Source organism: Frankia umida, assembly GCF_023242945.1.
Taxonomy (GTDB): Bacteria; Actinomycetota; Actinomycetes; order Frankiales; family Frankiaceae; genus Frankia; species Frankia umida.
The window spans coordinates 38,091-59,417 of record NZ_JALKFT010000031.1; the positions used below are offsets into that span (position 1 = coordinate 38,091).

16 protein-coding genes and 1 pseudogene are annotated in these 21,327 nt (G+C 72.1%); 15 read left to right on the forward strand and 2 right to left on the reverse strand.

Features of this window, described 5'->3' with window-relative positions:
* Positions 1 to 84: 84 nt before the first annotated feature.
* The gene (locus tag MXD59_RS21590; protein WP_248826453.1) at positions 85 to 1,326 is read right to left on the reverse strand and encodes an EAL domain-containing protein; all 1,242 of its coding nucleotides are present in this window, start codon (positions 1,324 to 1,326) and stop codon (positions 85 to 87) included.
* A gap of 809 nt (positions 1,327 to 2,135) precedes the next feature.
* Here MXD59_RS21590 and MXD59_RS21595 point away from each other — a divergent pair.
* The 15 genes and pseudogenes from MXD59_RS21595 to MXD59_RS21665 all read left to right on the forward strand — a co-directional run bounded on the left by MXD59_RS21595 (position 2,136) and on the right by MXD59_RS21665 (position 20,927).
* Positions 2,136 to 3,119, forward strand: a complete 984-nt coding sequence (locus MXD59_RS21595; protein WP_248826454.1) for an alpha/beta fold hydrolase — start codon at positions 2,136 to 2,138, stop codon at positions 3,117 to 3,119.
* 65 nt (positions 3,120 to 3,184) lie between these two features.
* Positions 3,185 to 4,354 carry an LLM class flavin-dependent oxidoreductase gene (locus MXD59_RS21600; protein ID WP_248814228.1) on the forward strand — a complete coding sequence of 390 codons (1,170 nt, stop codon included), beginning with the start codon at positions 3,185 to 3,187 and terminating at the stop codon, positions 4,352 to 4,354.
* Positions 4,351 to 5,586 carry an acyl-CoA dehydrogenase family protein gene (locus MXD59_RS21605; RefSeq protein ID WP_248814226.1) on the forward strand — a complete coding sequence of 412 codons (1,236 nt, stop codon included), beginning with the start codon at positions 4,351 to 4,353 and terminating at the stop codon, positions 5,584 to 5,586. Before MXD59_RS21600 ends, MXD59_RS21605 begins: the two co-directional genes overlap by 4 nt.
* 92 nt (positions 5,587 to 5,678) lie before the next feature.
* Positions 5,679 to 7,346, forward strand: coding sequence for an ABC transporter substrate-binding protein (locus MXD59_RS21610; RefSeq protein ID WP_248826455.1), 1,668 nt, complete (start codon positions 5,679 to 5,681; stop codon positions 7,344 to 7,346).
* 121 nt (positions 7,347 to 7,467) lie between these two features.
* Entirely contained in the window at positions 7,468 to 8,418 is a 951-nt protein-coding gene (locus MXD59_RS21615; RefSeq protein WP_248826456.1) for an ABC transporter permease, read from the forward strand.
* A gap of 10 nt (positions 8,419 to 8,428) precedes the next feature.
* Complete coding sequence (locus tag MXD59_RS21620) at positions 8,429 to 9,589, forward strand: ABC transporter permease subunit (RefSeq protein ID WP_308301755.1); 1,161 nt, start codon at positions 8,429 to 8,431, stop codon at positions 9,587 to 9,589.
* Entirely contained in the window at positions 9,586 to 11,448 is a 1,863-nt protein-coding gene (locus MXD59_RS21625; protein ID WP_248826457.1) for a dipeptide ABC transporter ATP-binding protein, read from the forward strand. Before MXD59_RS21620 ends, MXD59_RS21625 begins: the two co-directional genes overlap by 4 nt.
* 4 nt (positions 11,449 to 11,452) lie before the next feature.
* Positions 11,453 to 13,447 carry a rhodanese-like domain-containing protein gene (locus MXD59_RS21630; protein ID WP_248826458.1) on the forward strand — a complete coding sequence of 665 codons (1,995 nt, stop codon included), beginning with the start codon at positions 11,453 to 11,455 and terminating at the stop codon, positions 13,445 to 13,447.
* Complete coding sequence (locus MXD59_RS21635) at positions 13,447 to 14,895, forward strand: FAD-binding oxidoreductase (RefSeq protein WP_248826459.1); 1,449 nt, start codon at positions 13,447 to 13,449, stop codon at positions 14,893 to 14,895. Before MXD59_RS21630 ends, MXD59_RS21635 begins: the two co-directional genes overlap by 1 nt.
* A 669-nt stretch (positions 14,896 to 15,564) precedes the next feature.
* Entirely contained in the window at positions 15,565 to 16,962 is a 1,398-nt protein-coding gene (locus tag MXD59_RS21640) for an MFS transporter (protein WP_308301756.1), read from the forward strand.
* A gap of 35 nt (positions 16,963 to 16,997) precedes the next feature.
* On the forward strand, positions 16,998 to 17,774 hold the full coding sequence (locus MXD59_RS21645; protein WP_248826461.1) for a thioesterase II family protein: 777 nt from the start codon (positions 16,998 to 17,000) through the stop codon (positions 17,772 to 17,774).
* Between the two features lie 436 nt (positions 17,775 to 18,210).
* On the forward strand, positions 18,211 to 18,978 hold the full coding sequence (locus MXD59_RS21650) for a hypothetical protein (protein ID WP_248826462.1): 768 nt from the start codon (positions 18,211 to 18,213) through the stop codon (positions 18,976 to 18,978).
* Between the two features lie 61 nt (positions 18,979 to 19,039).
* Entirely contained in the window at positions 19,040 to 19,894 is an 855-nt protein-coding gene (locus tag MXD59_RS21655) for a polymorphic toxin-type HINT domain-containing protein (protein WP_248826463.1), read from the forward strand.
* Positions 19,824 to 19,988 (forward strand): annotated as a pseudogene (locus tag MXD59_RS21660) (IS30 family transposase); the annotation flags it as partial. The gene MXD59_RS21655 and the pseudogene MXD59_RS21660, both read left to right, overlap by 71 nt.
* Positions 19,989 to 20,153: 165 nt before the next feature.
* Positions 20,154 to 20,927 (forward strand): transposase family protein, encoded by a 774-nt coding sequence (locus MXD59_RS21665; RefSeq protein ID WP_248822163.1) that lies wholly within the window; start codon positions 20,154 to 20,156, stop codon positions 20,925 to 20,927.
* Here MXD59_RS21665 and MXD59_RS21670 read toward each other — a convergent pair.
* Positions 20,908 to 21,327, reverse strand: a 420-nt coding sequence (locus tag MXD59_RS21670) for a hypothetical protein (protein WP_248826464.1), incomplete at its 5' end; no start/stop codon positions are given. The two genes, MXD59_RS21665 and MXD59_RS21670, sit on opposite strands and share 20 nt — an antisense overlap.

Genomic DNA, 21,327 nt, shown 5'->3' on the forward strand with positions numbered 1-21,327 from the left:
ATCCGCCCATCCGGGTCGCGCCGAGGGGGTGGAAACGAAAGGTCCACCGGCGGGAGGCCGAAGCGGACGCGGCAGGCCCGGCGGTCAGGCCTGGCTGGCGGGCGCGGAGCCCGCGGCGGTGGCCCCCCCGGCGATCCTGGCAGCGGTGGCAGCGGTGGCAGCGGTGGCAGCGGTGGTGGTGTCCTGGGTGACCTCGCTGGCGGGGGCTGGTCGTCCGAGGAGGAAGCCCTGGCCGTAGCCGATGCCGGCGGCTTCGACCGTGGCGAGTTCCCGGGGGGTCTCGATGCCTTCGGCGACGACTCGCCCGCCGATCTCCCGGGCCACCTCGACCAGGCCCGCGGCGATCGCCCGCCGGGCGGCGTCGGTGTCGATCCCGCGGGTGATCACCCCGTCCAGTTTGATGATCTCGGGGCGTAGGCGTAGCAGCTGGGCGAGTCCGGCGTAGCCGGTGCCGATGTCGTCGATCGCGATGCGGATACCGCGGGCACGCAGTTCCCCGACGGTGCTCAGCAGTTCCTGGTCGTCGCTGATGTGCTCGTGCTCGGTGATCTCCATCACCAGCCGGCCGGCGGCGACGGGCGGCAGGGCATCCACCAGACCCGCGACCAGCGTGGAGGGCGAGACGTTGACGGTGAGTGTCAGGTGGGGGGGCAGCATCGGCAGGACCCGCAACGCACCGTGGATCGCGATGCGTTCGAGTTCGGTGGCAAGACCGACGGTGGCGGCGTTGGCGTACCAGTGCTGCGGCGCGGCGGTGAGGTCGGGGAACCGGGACAGCGCCTCGAGGCCGACGATCCGCCGGTCACTCAGGCGCAGGATCGGCTGGAACACCACCTGCGGCCCGCCGTCGTCGATCAGGTCGCTGACCTCCTGCCAGACGCGCCGACGCCGCGTCCACATCTCCTGGAGGTCCAGCACCGAGTCGGTGAGGAAGGCGGCCATCAGCCGCAGGAACCGTTCGTCGCGGGCCGCGTTGCGCGCCGGGTGCGGCCGCGTGGTCAGGCAGGCCAGCACCCCGTAGATCCCGCCGTCGCTGTCGAACACCGGCGCTGACGCGGTCGAACGCACGGCACCTGGTCGGATGTCGCCGCCGAGCAGGCTGGCGAGCAGGCCGCTGTCCCTGGTCAGCGGCACCCCCGGGGTGAGATCCAACGAGCCCGGATCCCCGCGGATGACCTGCACGACCAGCTCACCCTGTTCGGACCGGGCGAGCACGGCGACGTCGACATCGAGCTGCCGGCGCAGGATGTCGAGCAGGTCCGCGACGATGGTCTCGGCCTGTGGCAGCTGGACCGCTGCGATCGACTCCAGCGCCCACTCCGTCATCGTGACCACCTCCGGGTTCCACGGGCAGGATGCCCCCGAGCGCCCGATCCCATGCGCCCCGCACGACCCCGGGTGCGCCCGGACGCGGCCACCGCGGCCACCGCGGCCACCCATCACGGTCATCCCGATCGCCGGCGGTGGTGGTGTGCCCGGTGGGCAGGGACGCAACCTGGGCGAACCGATCGCGTTTGCTGATTGGTGCCATCGCGGATCCGCGTTGGACATCGCCGGGAAAACCCACCATTCTGATGAACATGTTCGGGGAGTCAGCGACCAGGCGGTGCGGGGGGCACGGAGCTCCCCGGCCCGGTGCTGTCCTGCCCGCGTCCACGCCTGGGCGGATTCTGACCCGCAGGCGTGTCGTCGACTTCGGCTTCCTCGCCTCCTCGGCCTGTCCGACCCGCTGATCCTGCCGTTTTTGGACGGGCGGGCCCGAGCGTGTTCGGGCCGGTCACCGGTTCGATTCGGCTGACATCTCGTGCCCTGCCGGCGTCCCGCTCCCGCGGTGTGACAACCCCGGCCCTCGCTGTTCGTCGCAGTACAGATGCCGCGGCCAGGGCGGCTCCACGACCAGCTGCCCGGCCGTCCAGGGGGAAATGTATGCCGTTGTTTCGGATCGGCGGGACCAGCCTCGTCGCGGTGACCGGTCCCGATGTGGCGAGGCGGTCCTTTTCCCGGCATGACCCGAGGGTCGTCGGCGTCATGCCCGGGCGGACAACACCGGGTCGAAACATTCATTAGTCCGTTATGTGCATATCTGCCATTCCTGTTTGCGCTGACCGTCAACACGCCGGACGAAGGACACCGAGATGACCTCCACTCCGCTCATCCCCACCACCGCGACCTCGTCGGCGGTGACCTCGTCGGCGGCCACCGCGGCGGCGCCGCGGCCGTCGGGCGCGTCGGTGGTGACCGGGGGCGACACCACCGGCGAGGCGACGCCGACGCTGCGGGCCTTCGACAACCCGCCGCAGGTCGCGGCGCGCGGAACGGTGATCGTCGTCGCGGGCCGGGGGGAGCATCCCGGCGTCTACGAGCGGTTCGGCACCCGGATCGCGGCCGACGGCTACCGGGTGCGCGTGGTCGGTGACCCCTCGCGGGGTGAGGAGGCGGCCGCGACGGTCACCGCGGACGTCCGCTCGTTGCTCGCCGACCCCGACCTGCCGGCGCCGCGGGTCCTCGCCGGTTCGGACGCCGGCGCCGCCTTCGCCGCCGCGCTGACCGCGACCGGCGCGGTCGACATCGACGCGCTGCTGCTCGTCGGCCTGCCCACCGCCGGCTCTGCTGGCTCTGCTGGCTCGGCTGGCTCGGCTGGCTCGGCTGACTCGGCTGACTCGGCTGACTCGGCTGACTCTGGCGACTCGGCCCCGTCCGACCAGGCCCGTGAGCGGGGTGCGGCGGCGCCGGACGGCCAGGGCGCACCGGGCTGGACGGCGGAACTCGAGGTGCGCACGGCGTGCCCGGCCCACCAGGCCCGTCTGGACGCCGACCCCGAGGTGCGTCGCGGCGCGCTGGAGCGGCCGGTGCCCGCGGCCTGGCTCGCCGACGGTGACCTGGCCGCGGTGACGGTCCCGGTCCTCGGGGTGCACGGCACGGCCGACCTGGTCAGCCCGCTGGGCCGGGCCCGGGCCCGCTACGCCGCCGCGCCGCGGGCGGAGCTGGTGACCATCGAGGGTGGCCGCCACGACGCGCTCAACGACGCCACCCACCGCAGCGCCGCCGCCGCGATCGTGCTGTTCCTCGAGCGGCTGCGGCTGGGCGCGGACCTGCCGACGATCGCCCGCTGGGCCTGATCCCACCCGCCCGCGGCCGTCGGCCCCCGGTATCCGCTCCCAGCACCCGCACGCACGGAGGAACCATGCCTGTCGAGTTCATCAGCGCCGTCAACGTCAATCCGTCCAACGAGGTCAACCGGCTGGGTCTGACCGCCGTCGACCTGCCGTTCTTCCGGCGCTACGCCCGCACGCTCGACGAGTACGGCTTTGACTACACCCTGGTGCCCTACGGCTCGCCCGGGCATGACCCGTTCACCGTGGCCGCGGCCCTCACCCAGCACACCGAGCGGGTGCGTCCGATCGTCGCGCTGCGCCCGAACACGATGTTCCCGACGGTCGCCGCCAAGCAGCTGGCGACCCTCGACCAGCTCTCCGGCGGACGGGCCGTGGTGCACTTCATCGCCGGTGGCGACGACCACGAGCAGGCCCGCGAGGGCGACCGGCTGCCCAAGGAGCAGCGTTACGCCCGCCAGGCCGAGTACATCGACATCCTGCGCCGGGTGTGGACGTCGACCACCCCGTTCGACCACGCCGGCACCTACTACTCCTTCGAGGACTTCGTCTCGCTGGTCCGGCCGGTCAACGGCACCATCCCGGTGTCGGTGGGCGGGTCGTCCGCGGACGCCTACCGGGTCGGCGGCGCGCTCGGGGACATCTTCGGCCTGTGGGGCGAGCCGCTGCGTGAGACGCGGGAGCAGATCGACGCCGTCTACGAGCAGGCCCGTCTGGCCGGTCGCACCGACCGGCCGCGGATCTGGGTCACCTTCCGTCCGATCATCGCCGAGACCGAGGAACTGGCCTGGGAGAAGGCCCACCGCACCCTGGGCGTGCTGACGCGGACCGCCGGCGCGGCCGCCCAGTTCCTGCGCCGCAAGGGTCTCCCCCCGGCCAACGTCGGCTCCCAGCGGCTGCTGGCCGCCGCCGAACGCGGCGAGGTCCACGACCGGGCACTGTGGACGGCACCGGCGAAGGCCACCAACGCCGGGGGCGCCTCGACCGCGCTGGTCGGCACGCCCGAGACGGTGGCCGCCGCGATCCTCGACTACATCGACCTCGGCGCCGACCTGATCTCGATCCGCGGCTACGACAACTACAACGACCTGGTCGACTACGGCCGCTATGTCCTGCCGCTGATCCGCCAGGAGCTCGCGCACCGGGAGGCCACCGGCCGCCGCGGTGAGGTCGTCTCCCTCGACGCCGGTCTCGACCAGCGTGAACTCGTGGCCGTCGGCGCCACCGGTGCCTCGGCATGACCGCCCCGACCGAGCTGGCCACGTCCATCCCGCAGCCCACCGCGCCCGACGGGCCCGCGGGGGTCGAGCCGCTGCCGGCGATCGACCTCTCCGACGAGGCCCTGGCCAGGGTCGGCGCGACCCTGGCCCGCACCGCCGAGAAGTACGACCGCAGCGGCGAGTTCCCGTGGGCCGGTGTGCAGGCGGTGCACGACGCGGGTCTGCTGCGGCTGGGTATCGACGCCCGCTACGGCGGTCAGGGCCTGTCGGCCACCGACAGCGTGCGGGTCTTCGAAGCACTCGGCAAGGGCGACCCGTCCGTCGCACTGATCTCGTCGATGACGGTGTTCCAGCACGTCATGCAGGGCCGGGCGCCGTTCTGGCCGGACGAGCTCTACCGCCGGGTCGTCGCCGACTCCCTGACCCGCCCGGTGCTGCTCAACGCGATCCGCGCCGAACCGGAACTGGGCGCGCCCGTGCGCGGCGGCCTGCCCGCGACGAAGATCCGACGCACCGCGGACGGCTGGGTGGTGCGGGGCCACAAGGGCTTCGCGACCAGCTCCGAAGGACTGAGCTACCACCTGGTCTGGGTTGCCACCGAGGAGGACGACCCGCTGATCGGCCACGTCATCGTCCCGGCGGAGGCCGAGGGCATCGAGATCGTCCGCACCTGGGACCACTTCGGTCTGCGCGCCAGCAGCACCCACGACGTGCTCTACCACGACGTGGTGGTGCCCGAGTCGTACTTCCGCGGTGAGCGGCTGTCGGCGCAGGTCCCGCCGGACGCCACCTTCGCCGCGGTCGGACTCGGCGCGACCGCCCTGTACATCGGGGTGGCCCGGGCCGCGCAGGACTTCTTCCTGCGTTTCGCCCACGAGCGGGTCCCCACGGCGCTGGGCCGTCCCATCGCCACCACCGAACGCATCCAGACGATCGCCGGGGAGATCGAGGCGCAGCTCACCGCCGCCGAGGAGATCGCCTTCGGGGTCGCCCGCCGGCTCGAGACAGGCGACCCGAGCGGTCTCGGGCGGGTCGTCGTCGCCAAGCCGCTGATCGCCCGCGCGGCGATCAGCGCCGTGCAGACCGCGGTCGCCGCCCTCGGCAACCCGGCCCTGACCCGACACAACCCGCTCGAGCGCCACCTGCGCGACGTCCACTGCGTGCGGGTGCACCCGCCGCAGGAGGACAGCGCGCTGCTCGCCGCCGGCCGGCGCACGCTGGCCGCCGCGGCACCCGAGACCCCCACCCCCTGAGCCCACCCGGACGGACCTGCCCCCGAAGCGCCCGTCCGGAGCACCACCGTTCGTCCCGCTGTCGTCCTACCTCGCGCAAGGAGCACCATCACATGAGCACGACACACCGTCACCGAACGAGACGGCGGCTGACCGCTGCCGCCGTTTCCGTCCTCGCGGCCGTGACCCTCGCGGCCTGCGGGAGCGGTGGTGGATCCGGGTCGGACACCGCCGGCAGCGGCGGATCACAGGGGGACAAGCCCGTCTCGGGTGGGCGACTCAAGCTCGCCTTCTGGAACGACCTGCAGGGCTGCATCGACCCGAACCAGGTGTACTGGATCGAGTCGCGCAGCCTGGACCGCAACATCGCCGACTCGCTGACCGACCAGGACCCGAAGACCGGCAAGATCGTCCCGTGGCTCGCCACGAGCTGGACGGTCAACCCGCAGGCCACCGAGTTCACCTTCAAGCTGCGCACCGACGCGACCTTCAGTGACGGCACCAGGCTGGACGCCGCCGCCGTGAAGACCGCCTTCGACGGTCTGAAGGAACTCGGCCCCCGCTCCATCCTCGGCGTCACCTACCTGGCCGGCTACACCTCGACGACCGTGGTCGACCCGGCCACCGTCAAGGTCGACTTCGCCAGGCCCAACGCCGCGTTCCTGCAGGCCACCTCCACGACGACGCTGGCGATCCTGTCGCCGGCGACCTACAGGGAAACGCCGGAGGCCCGCTGCGCCGGCAAGGTCATCGGTTCGGGCGCGTTCACCCTCGACAGCTACACCACGGCCAAGTCGGCGAAGCTGACCCGCCGGGCCGGCTACGCCTGGCCGAGTTCGCTGGTCGCGAACAAGGGCGAGGCCCACCTGCAGGGCATCGACGTCTCCTACATCAGTGAGGACAGCGTCCGGGTCGGCAGCCTCACGGGCGGCAGCATCGACATCGCCTGGCCGCGCCAGCCGATCTCCGAGGCCGACCAGCAGGTCATCAAGGCCTCCGGTGCCACCATCGAGACCCGCGCCCTGCCCGGTATCGCCGGCCTGCTCACCCCGAACATCACCGGCGGGCGGCCGCTGGCCGACCTCGCCGTGCGCAGGGCCGTCCTGAAGGCCCTGGACCTGTCCAGCTACGCCAGGACCCTGTTCTGGGACGACTACCCGGCGGCCAAGAGCCCGCTGACCTCGAGCACCCCCTACTTCACCGACGAGTCCGCCAAGCTCACCCACGACCCGTCCGGCGCGGCGAAGCTGCTCGACGGTGCCGGCTGGACGCTCGGCTCCGACGGCTACCGGCACAAGGACGGCAGGAAGCTGAGCCTGACCTACCTCAGCCCGGCGCCGAGCCCCGGTGACCAGCTCATCCAGGACCAGCTCAAGAAGGTCGGCGTCGACCTGCAGATCAAGGTCGTCACCCAGGCGCAGTACACCCCGCTGGCCAACGCCGGCGAGTACGACCTGGCCGGCACCTACCTGACCCGGGCCGACCCGAGCGTGCTCGGCTCCTCCATCGACCAGGCCGCGACCAAGCAGTACTCCGCGAAGTACAGCCAGGACGCGGCGACCGCGGCGAAGGTCAGCGCGCTGTTCGCCACCGGCCAGTCCACCGTCGACCCGGAAAAGCGTGCCGCCGCCTACAAGGAGCTGCAGGACTACCTGATCGACAACGTGGTCACGGTCCCGCTCTACGACCGGCTGCAGACCGTCGGGGTGTCCAAGAAGGTGCACGGCTTCGCGTTCACCTCGGAGGCCTTCCTGCGGGCCAACGACATCTTCCTCAAGTAGGCACCACCCGCTTCACCCGCTTCACCCGCTTCGTCTGGGCCGGCCGGTTCGCGTCACCGGGGCCGGCCGGCCCGTCCACCCGCACCGCACCCGACCGGAACCGAACAGGACCGGGAACCTGATGCCTCGCTACCTCGCCGGACGGCTCGCCCAGGCGCTGGCCGTGCTCTGGGCCGCCTACACGGTCGTCTTCGTCATCCTGCACGTGTTGCCGAGCGACCCGATCACCTTGCAGCTGTCCGCCGGCGGCGCCGACATCAGCCAGCTCACCCCCGAGCAGCTGCACATCCTCAAGGACCGTTACGACCTCAACGACCCGATCCTCGCGCAGTACCTCCACGGCCTGTGGAACGCCCTGCACCTGGACTTCGGCATGTCGTTGACGCAGAACGTCACCGTCGCCTCCCTGATCACCGACAAGATCGCGTCCACGCTGGAACTGACGCTGGTCTCCGTCCCCCTGATGGTCATCGGCGGCGTCGGGCTCGCCTACCTGACCAGCTACGTCCAGTGGCGCCCGGCGCGCACCCTGCTCGCCCGGCTGCCCGCCGTCGGGGTGTCGCTGCCGCAGTTCTTCATCGGCCTGCTGCTCATCCAGGCCTTCTCCTTCTCGCTGCACTGGTTTCCCGCCACCGGCGAGGACAGCTGGCGCAGCCTCGTGCTGCCGGCGGTGACGCTGAGCCTGCTCGGCGCGTCGATGCTCGCCCAGCTGCTCATCCGCAGCTTCTCCGACACCTGGCGCGAGCCCTACATCACCACCGCCCGGGCCAAGGGCCTGTCCCGGGCCAGGGTGCAGCTGCGCCACGTGCTGCGCAACGCCGCCCTGCCGGCGCTGACCCTGCTGGGCATCCTGCTCGGCTACACGGTGACCAACGCGGTGGTCATCGAGTCGATCTTCTCCCGGGACGGCCTGGGCCAGCTCGCCGAACGGGCGGTCCTCGGCCAGGACGTGCCGCTCGTGCAGGCCATCGTGCTGATCGCCGCCGCCGGCTTCGTCCTGGTCAACCTGCTTGTCGATCTGCTGTACACGCTGCTCGACCCGCGCGTGGCCGCCGCCGCGCGGGCGGGCTAGGAGGCCCGCCATGCCCGACAACCTGACCGCCACGGACCTCAGCGCCACCCTGCCTGGCCTCGCCCCGTCGACCGGCCACGACAGCGGACCCGACCCGGCGCCGCCCGTCCAGCGGGCGCGACCGCCCCAGGACCGCGAGGCCACCGACGGCCGTGAGGCCACCGACGGCCGTGAGGCCACCGACGGCCGTGAGGCCACCGACGGCCGTGAGATCACCGACGGCCGTGAGGCCACCGACGGCCGTGAGATCACCGACGGCCGTGAGATCACCGACGACCGCGAGGCCGCCGGGGTCGTGGCGGTGTCGGAGGCGAGCAGTCACGAGTCGTACGAGACGGTCGGCTGGTGGCACCGGGCCGCCGCCACCCTGCGGCCGCTGGGCCGCCGGCCCGGGTTCGTCCTCGCGGTCCTGTTCGTCCTGTTCGTGATCGTGTCGGGCCTGGCGCCGGGACTGTTCACCTCACGCAGCCCCTCGGACACCTCTCCGTTGGAGAAACTGCGGGGCCCGAGCTTCTCGCACCTGTTCGGCACCGACGAACTGGGCCGGGACCTGTTCACCCGGATGCTGCACGGCTCCACCCTGACCATCAAGGTCACCGGCGGATCGGTGCTGATCGCCATCGTCGCCGGCCTGGCCCTGGGCATCGTCTCCGGCTTCTTCGGCGGCTGGATCGACGTGCTGCTGATGCGGATCGTCGACGTGCTGCTGGCCATCCCGATCCTGATGATGGCCCTGACCATCATCACCGCCCTCGGGTTCGGCCTGGTGCCGATGGCGATCGCGGTCGCGGTCGGCATCACCCCCGGCTTCGCCCGCACCACCCGAGCCGAGGTGCTGCGGGTCCGCTCGCAGCCCTACGTCGAGGCGGCCCGCACCGGCGGGGCGTCCTGGGGGCGGGTGTTGTGGCGCCACATCCTGCCGAACTCGTGGGGGCCGGTCGGTGTGCTCGCCGTCCTCGACTTCGGCACCGCCGTGCTGCTGGTGTCCACGCTGAGCTTCCTCGGTTTCGGCAGCCCGCCGCCGGCCGCCGAATGGGGCAGCCTCATCTCCCACGGACGCAACTTCCTGATCACCAGCCCCTGGCTGTCGCTGCTGCCGGGCCTGTTCGTCGGCCTGGTCGTGTTCAGCCTCAACCACGTGGCCCGTACCCTCGAGGAGCTGGAGCGGTGAGCGAGACCCTGGTGGACCTGGCCGGTCTGTCGGTCGGCTACCGTGCGCGCGGCCGGGTCGTGCCCGCCGTCGAGGACCTCAGCCTCACCGTCACCGCGGGGGAGACCGTCGCCGTCGTCGGCGAGTCCGGTTCGGGCAAGACGACCGCCGCCAACGCGGTCCTCGGCCTGCTCCCCGCCAACGGGGTGGTCACCGCCGGGCGGATCACCCTCGCCGGCACCGATGTCACCGCCGCCCCCGAACGGGTGCTGCGCCGGCTGCGCGGCCCGTTCGTCGGCCTCGTCCCGCAGGACCCGATGGTCGGGCTCAACCCGACGATGCGCATCGGCAACCAGGTCGGCGAGGCCGTGCGCCGCCGCGGCGTGGACCGCCGGCTGGTGCCCGCCGAGGTGCGTGAGGCCCTGGAACGAGCCGGTGTCGACCGGCCGGCGATGCGGGCCCGGCAGTACCCCAACGAACTGTCCGGCGGCCTGCGCCAGCGGGTGCTCATCGCCATCGCGCTCGCCGGCCAGCCACGGCTGATCATCGCCGACGAACCGACCAGCGCCCTGGACGTCACCGTCCAACGTCGCATCCTCGACCATCTCGCGAGCCTGGTGCGCGAGTCCGGCACCTCGCTGCTGATCATCACCCACGACCTGGGGGTCGCCGCCGACCGGGCCGACCGGGTCGTGGTCATGCGCCGCGGCCGCATCGTCGAACAGGGCGGCCCCCGCGAGATCCTGCTGCACCCCCGCGAGGCCTACACCCGCCACCTCATCGCCGTCGCCCCCGCGCTCTCGCACGCCGGCGGCATCGTCCCCCGCCACACCAGCGTGCCGCCCCACCCCGCCCCGGCCGGTCCGGTCGCCGCCAGCCCGGCCCCGGCGGGTGTCGCCTCGGTGAGCCCGGCCGGCGGGTCGGTCGGGGCGCCGGTGGCGTCCACGTCCGAACTGTTGCGGTTGGACGGGGTGGGCAAGGACTTCCGGCTGCCCCGCGGCGGTGAGTCCCGTGTCTTCACCGCCCTCGACGACGTGCACCTCGCCGTCCACGCCGGCCAGACCCTGGGCCTGGTCGGGGAATCCGGATCGGGCAAGACGACGGCGCTGCGGATCGCGATGGGCCTGGAGTCGCCGACCCGCGGCCGGGTGCTGCTCGAGGGCACCGACATCACCGGTGCCAGCTGGTCGACCCTGCGCCCGCTGCGCCGACGTTTCCAGCTCGTCCACCAGAACCCGTACTCGTCGCTGGACCCGCGTTTCAGCGTCGGGCAGAGCATCGCCGAACCGCTGGTGAGCTTCCGGGTCGGCGACCGGGCCAGCCGCACCGCCCGGGTCCACGAACTGCTCGACCAGGTCGCCCTGCCCGTCTCCTACGCCGGACGGCGCCCCGCGGAGCTCTCCGGCGGTCAGCGTCAACGGGTCGCGATCGCCCGGGCGCTGGCACTGTCACCCGAACTCGTCTTCCTGGACGAGCCGGTGTCCGCCCTCGACGTCTCCGTGCAGGACCAGATCCTCACCCTGCTCGCCCGGTTGCAGGACGAGCTCGGCATCGGCTACCTGTTCGTCTCCCATGACCTCGCCGTCGTCGCCGCGCTCGCCCACCACGTCGCCGTGCTGCGCGGTGGACGCATCGTGGAAAGCGGCACCGCGGCCAGCGTCCTGACCGCCCCCACCGAGGCGCACACCCGCGAACTGCTCGACGCCGTCCCCGGCCAGCGTTTCGCCGCCGACCTCGCCGCCGCCGCCGGAGCCACCGCGACCGCTGGGACCACCGCGACCGTCGGGGCCACCGCGACCGCCACCACTGATCTCGCCGGGGCAGCCACCGGCCCGAGTCCGCAGAAGGTGTCCGGCGCCACCGCCGGACTGGAAGGATGACCGCATGACCAGCACCGCACCCGGGGACGGGGCGACCGCCACCACCCGGCGTTACGTGATCATCGGCGCCGGTGCGGTCGGCGCGACGGTGGCCGCGCAGTTGCGGCTGGCCGGCATCGACGTCCTGGTCGTGGCCCGCGGCGCGAACCTCGCCGCGCTGCGCGAAGGCGGCCTGCGTTACCTGCGGCCGCCGGCCACCGAGGGCGGCGACCCGGTCGTGCACCAGCTCGACCTGCCGGTGGCCGCCGGCCCCGCCGAGGTCGACCTGCGCGCCACGGACGTGCTGGTCCTCGCGACCAAGGTGCAGGACAGCGAGGCCGTCCTCGCCGCCTGGGCCTGGGCGCCGGTGGACGGCGGCCCCGCCACCGCGGCCGAGACCCTGCCCGTCGTCCTGTTGCAGAACGGCCTGGACAGCGCCCGCGTCGCCCTGCGCCGCTTCGCCACCGTCCTGGACGCCGTCGTGTACAGCCCGGCGTCACACCTGCGCCCCGGCGAGGTCATCTCCCCGGCCACACCGATCGTCACCGCCCTGCTGCTCGGCCGCACCCCCGGCCCCGCCGCAGGTGGTGTGGGGACGTCCGAGGTGGACGCGCTGACGGCGGGGATCGCCGACGACCTGCGGCGGGCCTCGCTGGCCGTGCAGGTCATCGGCGACATCGAGCGGTGGAAGGCCGGCAAGCTGCTGGGCAACCTCGCCTACAACCTGGACGCGCTCTACCCGCCCGGCCCGCGCCGCGACGCCGCCGGCGCCGAACTCGTCGTCGAGGCCCGCCGGGCCCTGGCCGCCGCCGGCATCGACGTGGCCGAAGGGCTCGCGCCCGGCCTCGACCTGAGCGGCCTGGTGCTCGCCGACATCCCCGGGCATGTGCGCGGGGGCAGCTCCACCTGGCAGAGCCTGGCCCGTGGCGGCTCGGTCGAATCCGACTTCCTCAACGGCGAGATCGTCCTGCTCGCCCGGCTGCACGGCCTGACCGCGCCGGTCAACGCCGGCGTGCAGGCCCGCATCGCCGGTTCCGCCCGCCGCGGCGTTCCCCCCGGCGGCCTGGGTGACGCCGACCTCGAGGCCCTGCTCGCCACCGCCACCCCCGCCGCCGGCGGGCAGGTGGCGAACGGACGGGTGCCCGTGGACCTGGCCGGACGCACCGGCCCGGGCGCGGTGCTCGTCGAGGCGTCGGCGTTGCGCGACGAACTGGACTCGGCCACCCCGCCGCTGCTGCTCGACGTGCGCTGGGCGCTGGGGGATCCGCACGGGCACGACCACTACCGCGAGGCGCATCTGCCCGGCGCCGTCTACGTCGACCTCGACACCGAACTGGCCGACCACGCCCGGGCCGCCACCGGGGACGGCACCGCCGGTCGCCACCCCCTGCCCGACCTCGACAGTCTGCAACGCGCCGCGCGCCGCTGGGGGGTGCGCGCAGGCCGTCCGGTGGTCGTCTACGACAACGTCGGCGGGCTGTCCGCGGCCCGCGCGTGGTGGCTGCTGCGCTGGGCCGGGGTGCCCGACGTGCGCATCCTCAACGGCGCCCTGGGCGGATGGCGCACGGCCGGCCTGCCGCTGGAAACCGGGGAGGTCACCCCCGCACCCGGCGACATCGTCCTGAGCGCCGGGCACCTGCCCGTCCTGGACGCCGACGCCGCCGCGGCACTGGCCCACGACGGCATCCTGCTCGACGCCCGCGCCGGCGAACGCTACCGCGGCGAGGTCGAACCGATCGACCCCCGCGCCGGCCACATCCCCGGTGCGCTCAGCGCCGCCACCGGCGACAACCTCGACGCCACCGGACGGTTCCGTCCCGCCGCCGACCTGCGCGCCCGTTTCGCCGCCCTCGGCATCGACGTGACCGACCAGACCGTCGGGGTCTACTGCGGGTCGGGGGTCACCGCGGCCCACGAGATCGCCGCCCTCGCCGTCGTCGGCATCGACGCCGCCCTCTACCCGGGTTCCTGGTCGGCCTGGTCGTCGGACCCCGCGCGTCCCGTGGCCACCGGCGCCTGATGAGCACCGAGGTGGGCACCGACCTCCCCGCGGCCCCCGCCGTTCCCGCCGTTCCCGCCGCTCCCGCCGGGCGCCGCGGGGGCGGGGAGGCGGCGGTGACGGAGGCGTTCGCCGTCGCGCTGCCGGTCGGACGGTGGAGCACCGACCCGGCGATCATCGACGCCCACCGGCTCGACCGCTCCGGCTGGATCCCGCCCGGACGCCCGCTCGGTGTCGCCTTCGCCCGGGAGGTCGCGGACGTCCAGTCCGTGCTGCGGGTCGCGTCCGCCCGGGGCGTGCCGGTGATCGTGCGAGGCGCCGGCACGGGCCTGGCCGGTGGGGCCGCGGCCGGCGCCGGGACGGTCGTGCTCGACCTCACCGGGATGAACCGCATCCGCGAACTGTCCGTCGCCGACGCGGTGGCCGTCGTCGAACCCGGCGTCATCACCGCCGACCTGGACGCCGCCGCCCGCCAGGTCGGCCTGAGCTACCCGCCCGACCCGGCGAGCGCGTCGATCTCCACCATCGGCGGGAACATCGCGACCAACGCCGGCGGACTACGCTGCGCCAAGTACGGCGTCACCCGCGAATCCGTCCTCGGCCTCGAGGTCGTCCTCGCCGACGGCGAAGTGATCACCACCGGACGGCGCACCGTCAAGGGCGTCGCCGGCTACGACCTCACCGGCCTGCTCGTCGGCTCCGAGGGGACCCTCGGGGTCGTCGTCGGCGCCACCGTGCGGCTACGCCCGCTCCCACGCGCCACCGTCACCCTCGCCGGCTACTTCGACACCGCCCTGGCCGCCGTCGACGCCGTCACCGCCCTGACCGCCGCCGGGATCGTCCCCGCCATCGCCGAACTACTCGACGAGCGCACCGTGCGCGCCGTCGACGCCGCCACCGGCAGCACCCTGGCCACCCATGGCGCCGTCTTCCTGCTGGTCCAGACCGACGGCGCCGGCGCCACCGCCGAGGCCGACGAGGCGCAGGCCATCCTCGCCGCCCGCGCCCGCGCCGTGCACCGCAGCACCGACGACGCCACCGCCGAACCCCTGCTCGCCGCCCGCCGCGCCGCCCTGCCCAGCCTCGAACGCCTCGGCCGCCCCCTGATCGAGGACATCGCCGTCCCCCGCAGCCAGCTCGCGACGGCCATCGCCCGCGTCACCGACATCGCCGCCGCCACCGGCGTCGACATCTACACCCTCGCCCACGCCGCCGACGGCAACCTGCACCCGATCATCGTCGTCGACCCCGCCAGCCCCGAGCTGCCCCCCGCCGCCTGGCACGCCGCCGAACAGATCTTCGAACTCGCCCTGGAACTCGGCGGCACCATCACCGGCGAACACGGCATCGGCATCCTCAAACGCCGCTGGCTGGCCACCGAACTCGGCTCCCACAGCCACGACCTGCAACGACGCCTGCGCGCCGCCTTCGACCCCACCGGCATCCTCAACCCCGGCCGAGGCCTGTAACCGTTCGTTCGTTCGGTCGGTCGGTCGTGGTGGGCTTCCCTTCGAGGTCGGTTTTTCTTCGCCGAACCTCGGCAGGGTGTGATCAAGCTCCGTTCGGGGTCACCGCGGAGGTATCGGAGCCCTGGCTCGGCGCCTTGGCGTGGGATCATCCGACGTCCGACCCGACCTGGCCGCGGGGACGCGACGTACACCCAAAGGAAACGCGTGCCGGCTCGGAACGCCGAGGGTTGTTCGGTATTTCCGGGGGTCGAATCCGGAACAGGCCTCGGCACGAGACCGAACAGGCCTCGGCATCGGACCGCGGACCGTGGATCTGGACCTGGACCGTGGACCTGGACTGCGGACCGTCGATCTGGACCGCGGACCGCGGACCGCGGATCCGCGAGTCGGCCACGGACGGTCGTAGCGGACGGGGCCGGGTGAGCGGTGGCGCGCCGCGGGTCCCCGCGCACCTCGAAAGCAGCTCCGAACCACGCCGTCGGGCGCGCGGCCCGGCTGGGTGGCCGATGGGAACGAAGTGATCGCGGGCACGGCGCGCACGGGGAGGAGAAAGCCATCGGGCGCGGTGGGAGTGTGGGTGCGGACGCGACTGCCGGTGCGGACCGGAAAGAGGCGGTGGATGGGGCGGATGTGGGTGAAAGCGGCAGTGGAAGCGGGGGAGCGGTGGTAGTGGACAAGGCGCGGACCGGTGGGGATGGCGGGGTTTTTCGGGCGCTGCGGGTCCACAACTTCAGGCTCTTCGCGATGGGACAGGTGCTGTCGGTCACCGGGACCTGGGCCATGTACACCGCCCAGGACTGGCTGGTGTTGTCGCTGAGCGACAACCCGGGTAACGCGCTGGCGTTGGTGACGGCGTTGCAGTTCACGCCGGTGCTGTTGTTGACGTTGTACGGCGGGCGGCTCGCCGACCGGTATGACAAGCGGGCGCTGCTGACCGGGGCGAACGTGATCTCGGGTGTGCTGGCGGCGGGGCTTGCGGTGCTGGTGTTCAGCGGGGCGGTGCGGCTGTGGCAGGTGTGCCTGTTCGCGTCGGCGGTCGGGGTGGTGAACGCGGTGGAGGCGCCGACGCGGATGGCGTTCATCAGCGAACTGGTGGGGGGCGCGCTGCTGCCGAACGCGTCGGCGTTGTCGGCGGGGTACTTCAACGTCGCCCGGATCGTGGGGCCCGCGGCGGCCGGGCCGCTCATCGCCGCCGTCGGCACGGGGCCGGTGATGGCGATCAACGCCGGGAGTTTCCTGGCGACCGTCGTCGGGCTGCGGCTCATGCGTCCGCAGGAGATCCGCCGGTCGGTGCGGGATCCGGCGCGGTCGGTGCGGGTCGTCGACGGGTTGCGGTACATCCGCGGCGAGCGGGATCTGGTGGTGGTGCTGGGCCTGGTCGCCGCCGTCGGACTGGTCGGGATGAACTTCCAGCTCACGGTCCCGTTGATGGCCCGGACCGTGTTCGACGCGGGGGCGGCGGAGTTCGGGCTGCTCACCACCGGGCTCGCCGTGGGCTCGCTGGTCGCGGCGCTGCTCACGACCACGCGGCGGACCCGGCCGTCCGCGCGGCTGGTGATGTCGGCGGCGTTCGGGTTCGGTCTGGCGGAGGCGGCCGCGGGTTTCGCCCCGAGCTTCGCGGCGGCGTTCGGCCTGTTCGCCGTGACCGGCTTCGCCTCGCTGTACTTCATGCAGGCGGCGAACCACCGCGTCCAACTGGGCAGTGACCCGGAGTACCGCGGCCGGGTGATGGCGCTCTACACCCTCATCATGCAGGGGACGACCCCCCTGGGCGCCGCGCTCGTCGGCGGGCTCACCGCCGTCGCGGACGCCCGAGCCGGGCTGTACGTCGGCGGCGCGATCTCGGCGGTCGCGGCACTGGTGGCCTGGGCCGCCCAACGATCGTGGGCCCAGTCGAAGCCCGGGCCGCCCGGTGTTCCCGGGCAGTCTGGTGCTGCTGGGCCGTCCGATGTTGTTGGGCCGTCCGATGTCGTCGGGCTGTCCGGTGGTCCGGGGGCGTCCGGTGGTGCTGGGCTACCGGGCATCGGCCAGGTGGACGGTGAAGTGGAGCGAGGCGTCCGACTTTGACCGGATGGAGCGGGTAGGTCTCCTATGATGCGGTGATGGGGATCTCTGCGGACGGCGAACGGTGGTTGCGGCGGTTCCAGCCCGCTCCGGCGGGTGGGCCACGGCTGCTGCTGTTCCCGCACGCCGGCGGGTCGGCGAGTTTCTTCGTCCCGTTGGCGAAGGCGCTGGCACCGGTGGCGGATGTGCTCGCCGTGCAGTACCCGGGCCGTCAGGATCGTCGTCTGGAGGCCGCCCACACCGCGATCGCGCCGCTGGCCGACGAGATCGCCGAGGTCGTCGGGGCCCTCGACGATGACCGTCCGTTGGCGTTCTTCGGGCACAGCCTCGGCGCGGTCGTCGCCTTCGAGGTGACCCGGCGGCTGGCCACCGCCCAGCGGCCGGGGCCCGCCGTGCTGGTCGTCTCCGGGCGGCGCGCGCCGTCGACGTTGCGCGAGGAGTCCTACCACCGTCTGCCCGAGGCCGCGTTCATCGCGGAGCTGGGCAGCCTCGGCGGCACCGACCCGCGCATCCTCGCCGAACCCGAACTGCTCGAACTGATCGTCCCGCCGACCCGGGCCGACTACCAGGCCATCGAGACCTACGAGCCCGGTCCCGACGCGGTGCTCGACATTCCCGTCGTCGCCCTGATCGGTGACACCGACTCCCGGGTCACCACCGCCGAGGCCGAACGCTGGCGCGAGCACACCAGCGCGTCCTTCGAGCTGCGCCACTTCACCGGCGGCCACTTCTACCTGGTCGACCAGCAGCCCGCCGTCGTCGACGCCCTGACCGGCGTGCTGGCGACACTGCCCGCACCTCACCCGGCGTCCTGACCCGACCGCCCGGCCGGCGAGCCCGCCGGAGCGGCCGTCCGCGTCGACCCTTCCACCACCGCCTCGGACGTTGACGTTGACCCCGCGGCCGTCGACGACTCCGACGTCGCCGCACGCTCCGGTGCGGGCGGCGACGAAGGCGAGGTCGGCGACGGTGTCGGTGGTGTCGGTGGTGTCGGTGGTGTCGGTGGTGTCGACGTCGGTGACACGGATGTCGGTGACACGGATGTCGGCGCCGTCGACGGTGCGGCGGGTGTTCCCGAGGGCGACGGCGAGAGCGGGATGATCGATCCGGAGCCCGGTGCCGCGACGCGAGAGCCGGCGAACATGCCCGGGTCGATGTTCCCGATCCGCGTCGTGAGGATCTCCCGGGCCGGGCAGCCGGTGCGGGCATCCTTGGGGATGGTCACGGTGACCGTCACCGTGTGCCCGGGTAGTGACGCGGCGGCCAGGTCCCGGCCGTCCAAGCGGGCGAGCAACACAGAACGCCGCCCCGCCGCGCCGGCACCGGAGTCACCTCCGCGACCCGCACCCTCGGCTACGACCTCGCCGGCCGGCTGACGACGACCTGGGCCGCACCACCTCCGACACCCTGGCCGGACCCGGCGGCACCCTGCGCGCCCAGAGCTACACCTACGACAACGACGACAACGAACTGTCCACCACGATCAGCCCCGCCGGCGTCGCCGGTGCCGGCACCTCCACCTACACCTATGACCGCGCCGACCGGCTGACCTCCTGGACCGACCCCGCGTCGGTGACCACCAGCATGGCCGCGGGGAACTGGGCGACACTGTCCAACACCCATGGTGACGTGATCGGCGCGTTCACGACCAACGGCGTCTCGCTGACCGACAGCCGTCACTACGGCCCGTTCGGCACCCCGGTGGCCGCCGGCACCTCAGGTCTGCGGGTGGGCTTCCAGGGATCGTGGACGGATCCGTCGACGTCCCGGGTCTCCGCGCAGGCGCGCTGGTACACCCCGGGCACCGGCAGCTTCGCCTCCCGCGACGTCGCCGACGTTCCCTTCACCAGCTCCGCGTCCGCCAACCGTCGCGGCAGGCAGCACTGGGCGGGCCGGCGTCGGTGGTGGCTCACCGGCGGCGGCCGCGGCGCAGCAGAACATTCAGGGAATCACCGCGACCCGGCTGGATCTGCACAGTCCCGGGGAGAATCTTCCGCAGCGCAAGGCGCAGGCGAGTGAGAACTCCGGTCCTGGTATCACCACTCCGGATCCGACCGCGGGATATGTGTTCCACGGTGCGATGTGCGCCCCGCCGGCGCGCTGCATCGGTGACACGCCGGCCGCGGGCGCCCGAGGCACCGCTCCCGCGGCCCGCCCGGCGGCTGTGCCTGCCAACGGTGGCCAGCCGGCTGCCGCGGATCAGCCTGATCCGGCACCGGCGATCGCGGATCTGGCGTCGAACCCGTGTGACAGCAGCGGTACCGGTGTGGCCGCGTTGGCGACCGCCTGCCGGCCGGTCACTCCTGACCAGACCTGCTGGCAGACGGGCAATCCCTTCACCGACCGTTACGACGACATCCAGGCTCGTGTCTGCCAGCACACCACCAGCGGCGCCGGCTCCCAGACCGGCGCGGCCGGCATCGCCGGGGGGTCGTGCACACCGAACAGTTTCGACGGTGACACCGAGGTTCTCCTGGCGGACGGTTCCACGAGACCGATCCGGAAGGTCAAGGTCGGTGATCGGGTGCTGTCCACCGATCCGGACACCGGCCGCACCGAGGCTCACACGGTCACCGCTCTGATCGTGGGCCAGGGGAAGAAACCTCTGGTCGCGGTCACCGTCGACACCGGTCACGGTCCTGCCACCCTGACCGCTACCGACCATCATCCGTTCTGGGATGAGGCCACCCACGCCTGGACCGACGCCGATCAGCTCACCCCCGCCGACACCCTTCGTACCCCCACCCAGGCCCCGACGTCCGACGTTCCCTCAAACGCGCCCTCGCCCGACGCCTCTACCGCCGCATCGAAGCAGCGACCCGCACCACCGAGCTCTCAGCCAGCTCTTGACAGACATAGGAGCGTCGAACGGGCTGCTGCGTCAGCATTTCCCGAAGGGCACTGGTCTTTCTTTGCATACTCAGGACGAGCTTGACAGGGTGGCCGAACAGCTGAACGGACGGCCACGACAGACGTTGGGTTGGGCGAAGCCAGTCAAGGTCTTCAATGAGCATTTTCAAAGTTTTTGAGATGGATTTACGAACTGATTTCTGTGGATCGTCCGGTGCTCCGCACGCCCCTCGACGGGCACGCCGACACATGCTCAAAAGTTGTTGATGGAGTCGGGGAAACAAGAGAAGTCCCCGGTAGATCACAGGGTGTCTACTCCACTGTGCCCTGACCGAGGACTTCCGTTGCTAACCTACCCTGGCGTCATCGACCTGCCGCGGGCGACCCTGGACTTCCTGACCGGCCTGCTTGTCGACGACCACGACCGCCGGCGGACCTGGCGCAAGCTGCCGCCGGAACGTCAGGCCCTGCTCGTGCTCGCACACCTGCGTCACGGCGACACCTACGAACGGCTCGCCGCAGGGTTCGAGGTCAGCGTCGGCACCGTCCACAACTACCTGCGTGAAGCCGTCGAGCTGCTCGTGACCCGTGGTCGCAGCCTGCTCGCCGCCGTGTGGACGTTCGCCTGGACCCGCAGCAACTTCCTCATCCTCGACGGCACCGTGGTCCGCACCAACCGGGTCCGCGCCCTCAACAGGCTGTACTACTCCGGCAAGCACAAGTACCACGGGATCAACCTGCAGGGCCTCACCGACCCACACGGCCGGCTCCTGTGGATCTCCGATGGGCTCCCCGGCAGCACCCACGATCTCACCGCCGCCCGCGCCCACCACATCCTGGACACCGTCGACCGCGCCGAACTCTACCTCTACGCCGACAAGGGCTACGTCGGCGGCGAAGGAACCCGACTCCTCGTCCCCCACAAAAAACCACCGAAACGCGACCTCACCGACCAGCACAAAAACGACAACCGCGCCCACGCCGCCACCCGATCACCAGGAGAACGCGGCTTCGCGGTCCTCAAGAACTGGCATATCTTCGACCGCTACCGCGGCTGCCCCCGCCGCGTCGGGAACATCGCTCAAGCCGTCCTCGTCCTCACAGAAAACCAACATTGAAAAGGCTCAATGATCTGCTGGCGAAGCACGCGTCGCTATGACCACTTGAATCCGCCCAGCCAATACCTATGACGACGACGCCCGCGCGTTCAATGCCTCGCACTTCACGGCTTTGTCGACGCCAGCCACGCACGTACTTCTCCTTGACGATACCTGGACCACGGGCGGTCATCTCCAGTCCGTCTCGGCCGCGCTCAAGGCACAGGGTGTTCGACGGGTCACCGGACTTGTGATCGCGCGATGGCTCGACCCGAACTGGAACACGACCAGAACTTTCATAGGCGAGCTCATCCAGGACTTCGACCCAATGCTTTGCCCATACTAAGAAGAACGAAAGTAACTGGACACGGATGGCACATTGTGATTTAATTCTTGCATGCGGGAGACGGACGGCCGGAAA

What these genes read in the sequence shown, in the direction of transcription:
- MXD59_RS21610 (WP_248826455.1), top strand. Translation starts at nt 5,679, where the DNA reads ATGAGCACGACACACCGTCACCGAACGAGACGGCGGCTGACCGCTGCC.
- MXD59_RS21655 (WP_248826463.1), top strand. Translation starts at nt 19,040, where the DNA reads ATGTGCGCCCCGCCGGCGCGCTGCATCGGTGACACGCCGGCCGCGGGC.
- MXD59_RS21615 (WP_248826456.1), top strand. Translation starts at nt 7,468, where the DNA reads ATGCCTCGCTACCTCGCCGGACGGCTCGCCCAGGCGCTGGCCGTGCTC.
- MXD59_RS21635 (WP_248826459.1), top strand. Translation starts at nt 13,447, where the DNA reads ATGAGCACCGAGGTGGGCACCGACCTCCCCGCGGCCCCCGCCGTTCCC.
- MXD59_RS21590 (WP_248826453.1), bottom strand. Translation starts at nt 1,326, where the DNA reads ATGACGGAGTGGGCGCTGGAGTCGATCGCAGCGGTCCAGCTGCCACAG.
- MXD59_RS21595 (WP_248826454.1), top strand. Translation starts at nt 2,136, where the DNA reads ATGACCTCCACTCCGCTCATCCCCACCACCGCGACCTCGTCGGCGGTG.
- MXD59_RS21620 (WP_308301755.1), top strand. Translation starts at nt 8,429, where the DNA reads ATGCCCGACAACCTGACCGCCACGGACCTCAGCGCCACCCTGCCTGGC.
- MXD59_RS21600 (WP_248814228.1), top strand. Translation starts at nt 3,185, where the DNA reads ATGCCTGTCGAGTTCATCAGCGCCGTCAACGTCAATCCGTCCAACGAG.
- MXD59_RS21645 (WP_248826461.1), top strand. Translation starts at nt 16,998, where the DNA reads ATGGGGATCTCTGCGGACGGCGAACGGTGGTTGCGGCGGTTCCAGCCC.
- MXD59_RS21630 (WP_248826458.1), top strand. Translation starts at nt 11,453, where the DNA reads ATGACCAGCACCGCACCCGGGGACGGGGCGACCGCCACCACCCGGCGT.
- MXD59_RS21605 (WP_248814226.1), top strand. Translation starts at nt 4,351, where the DNA reads ATGACCGCCCCGACCGAGCTGGCCACGTCCATCCCGCAGCCCACCGCG.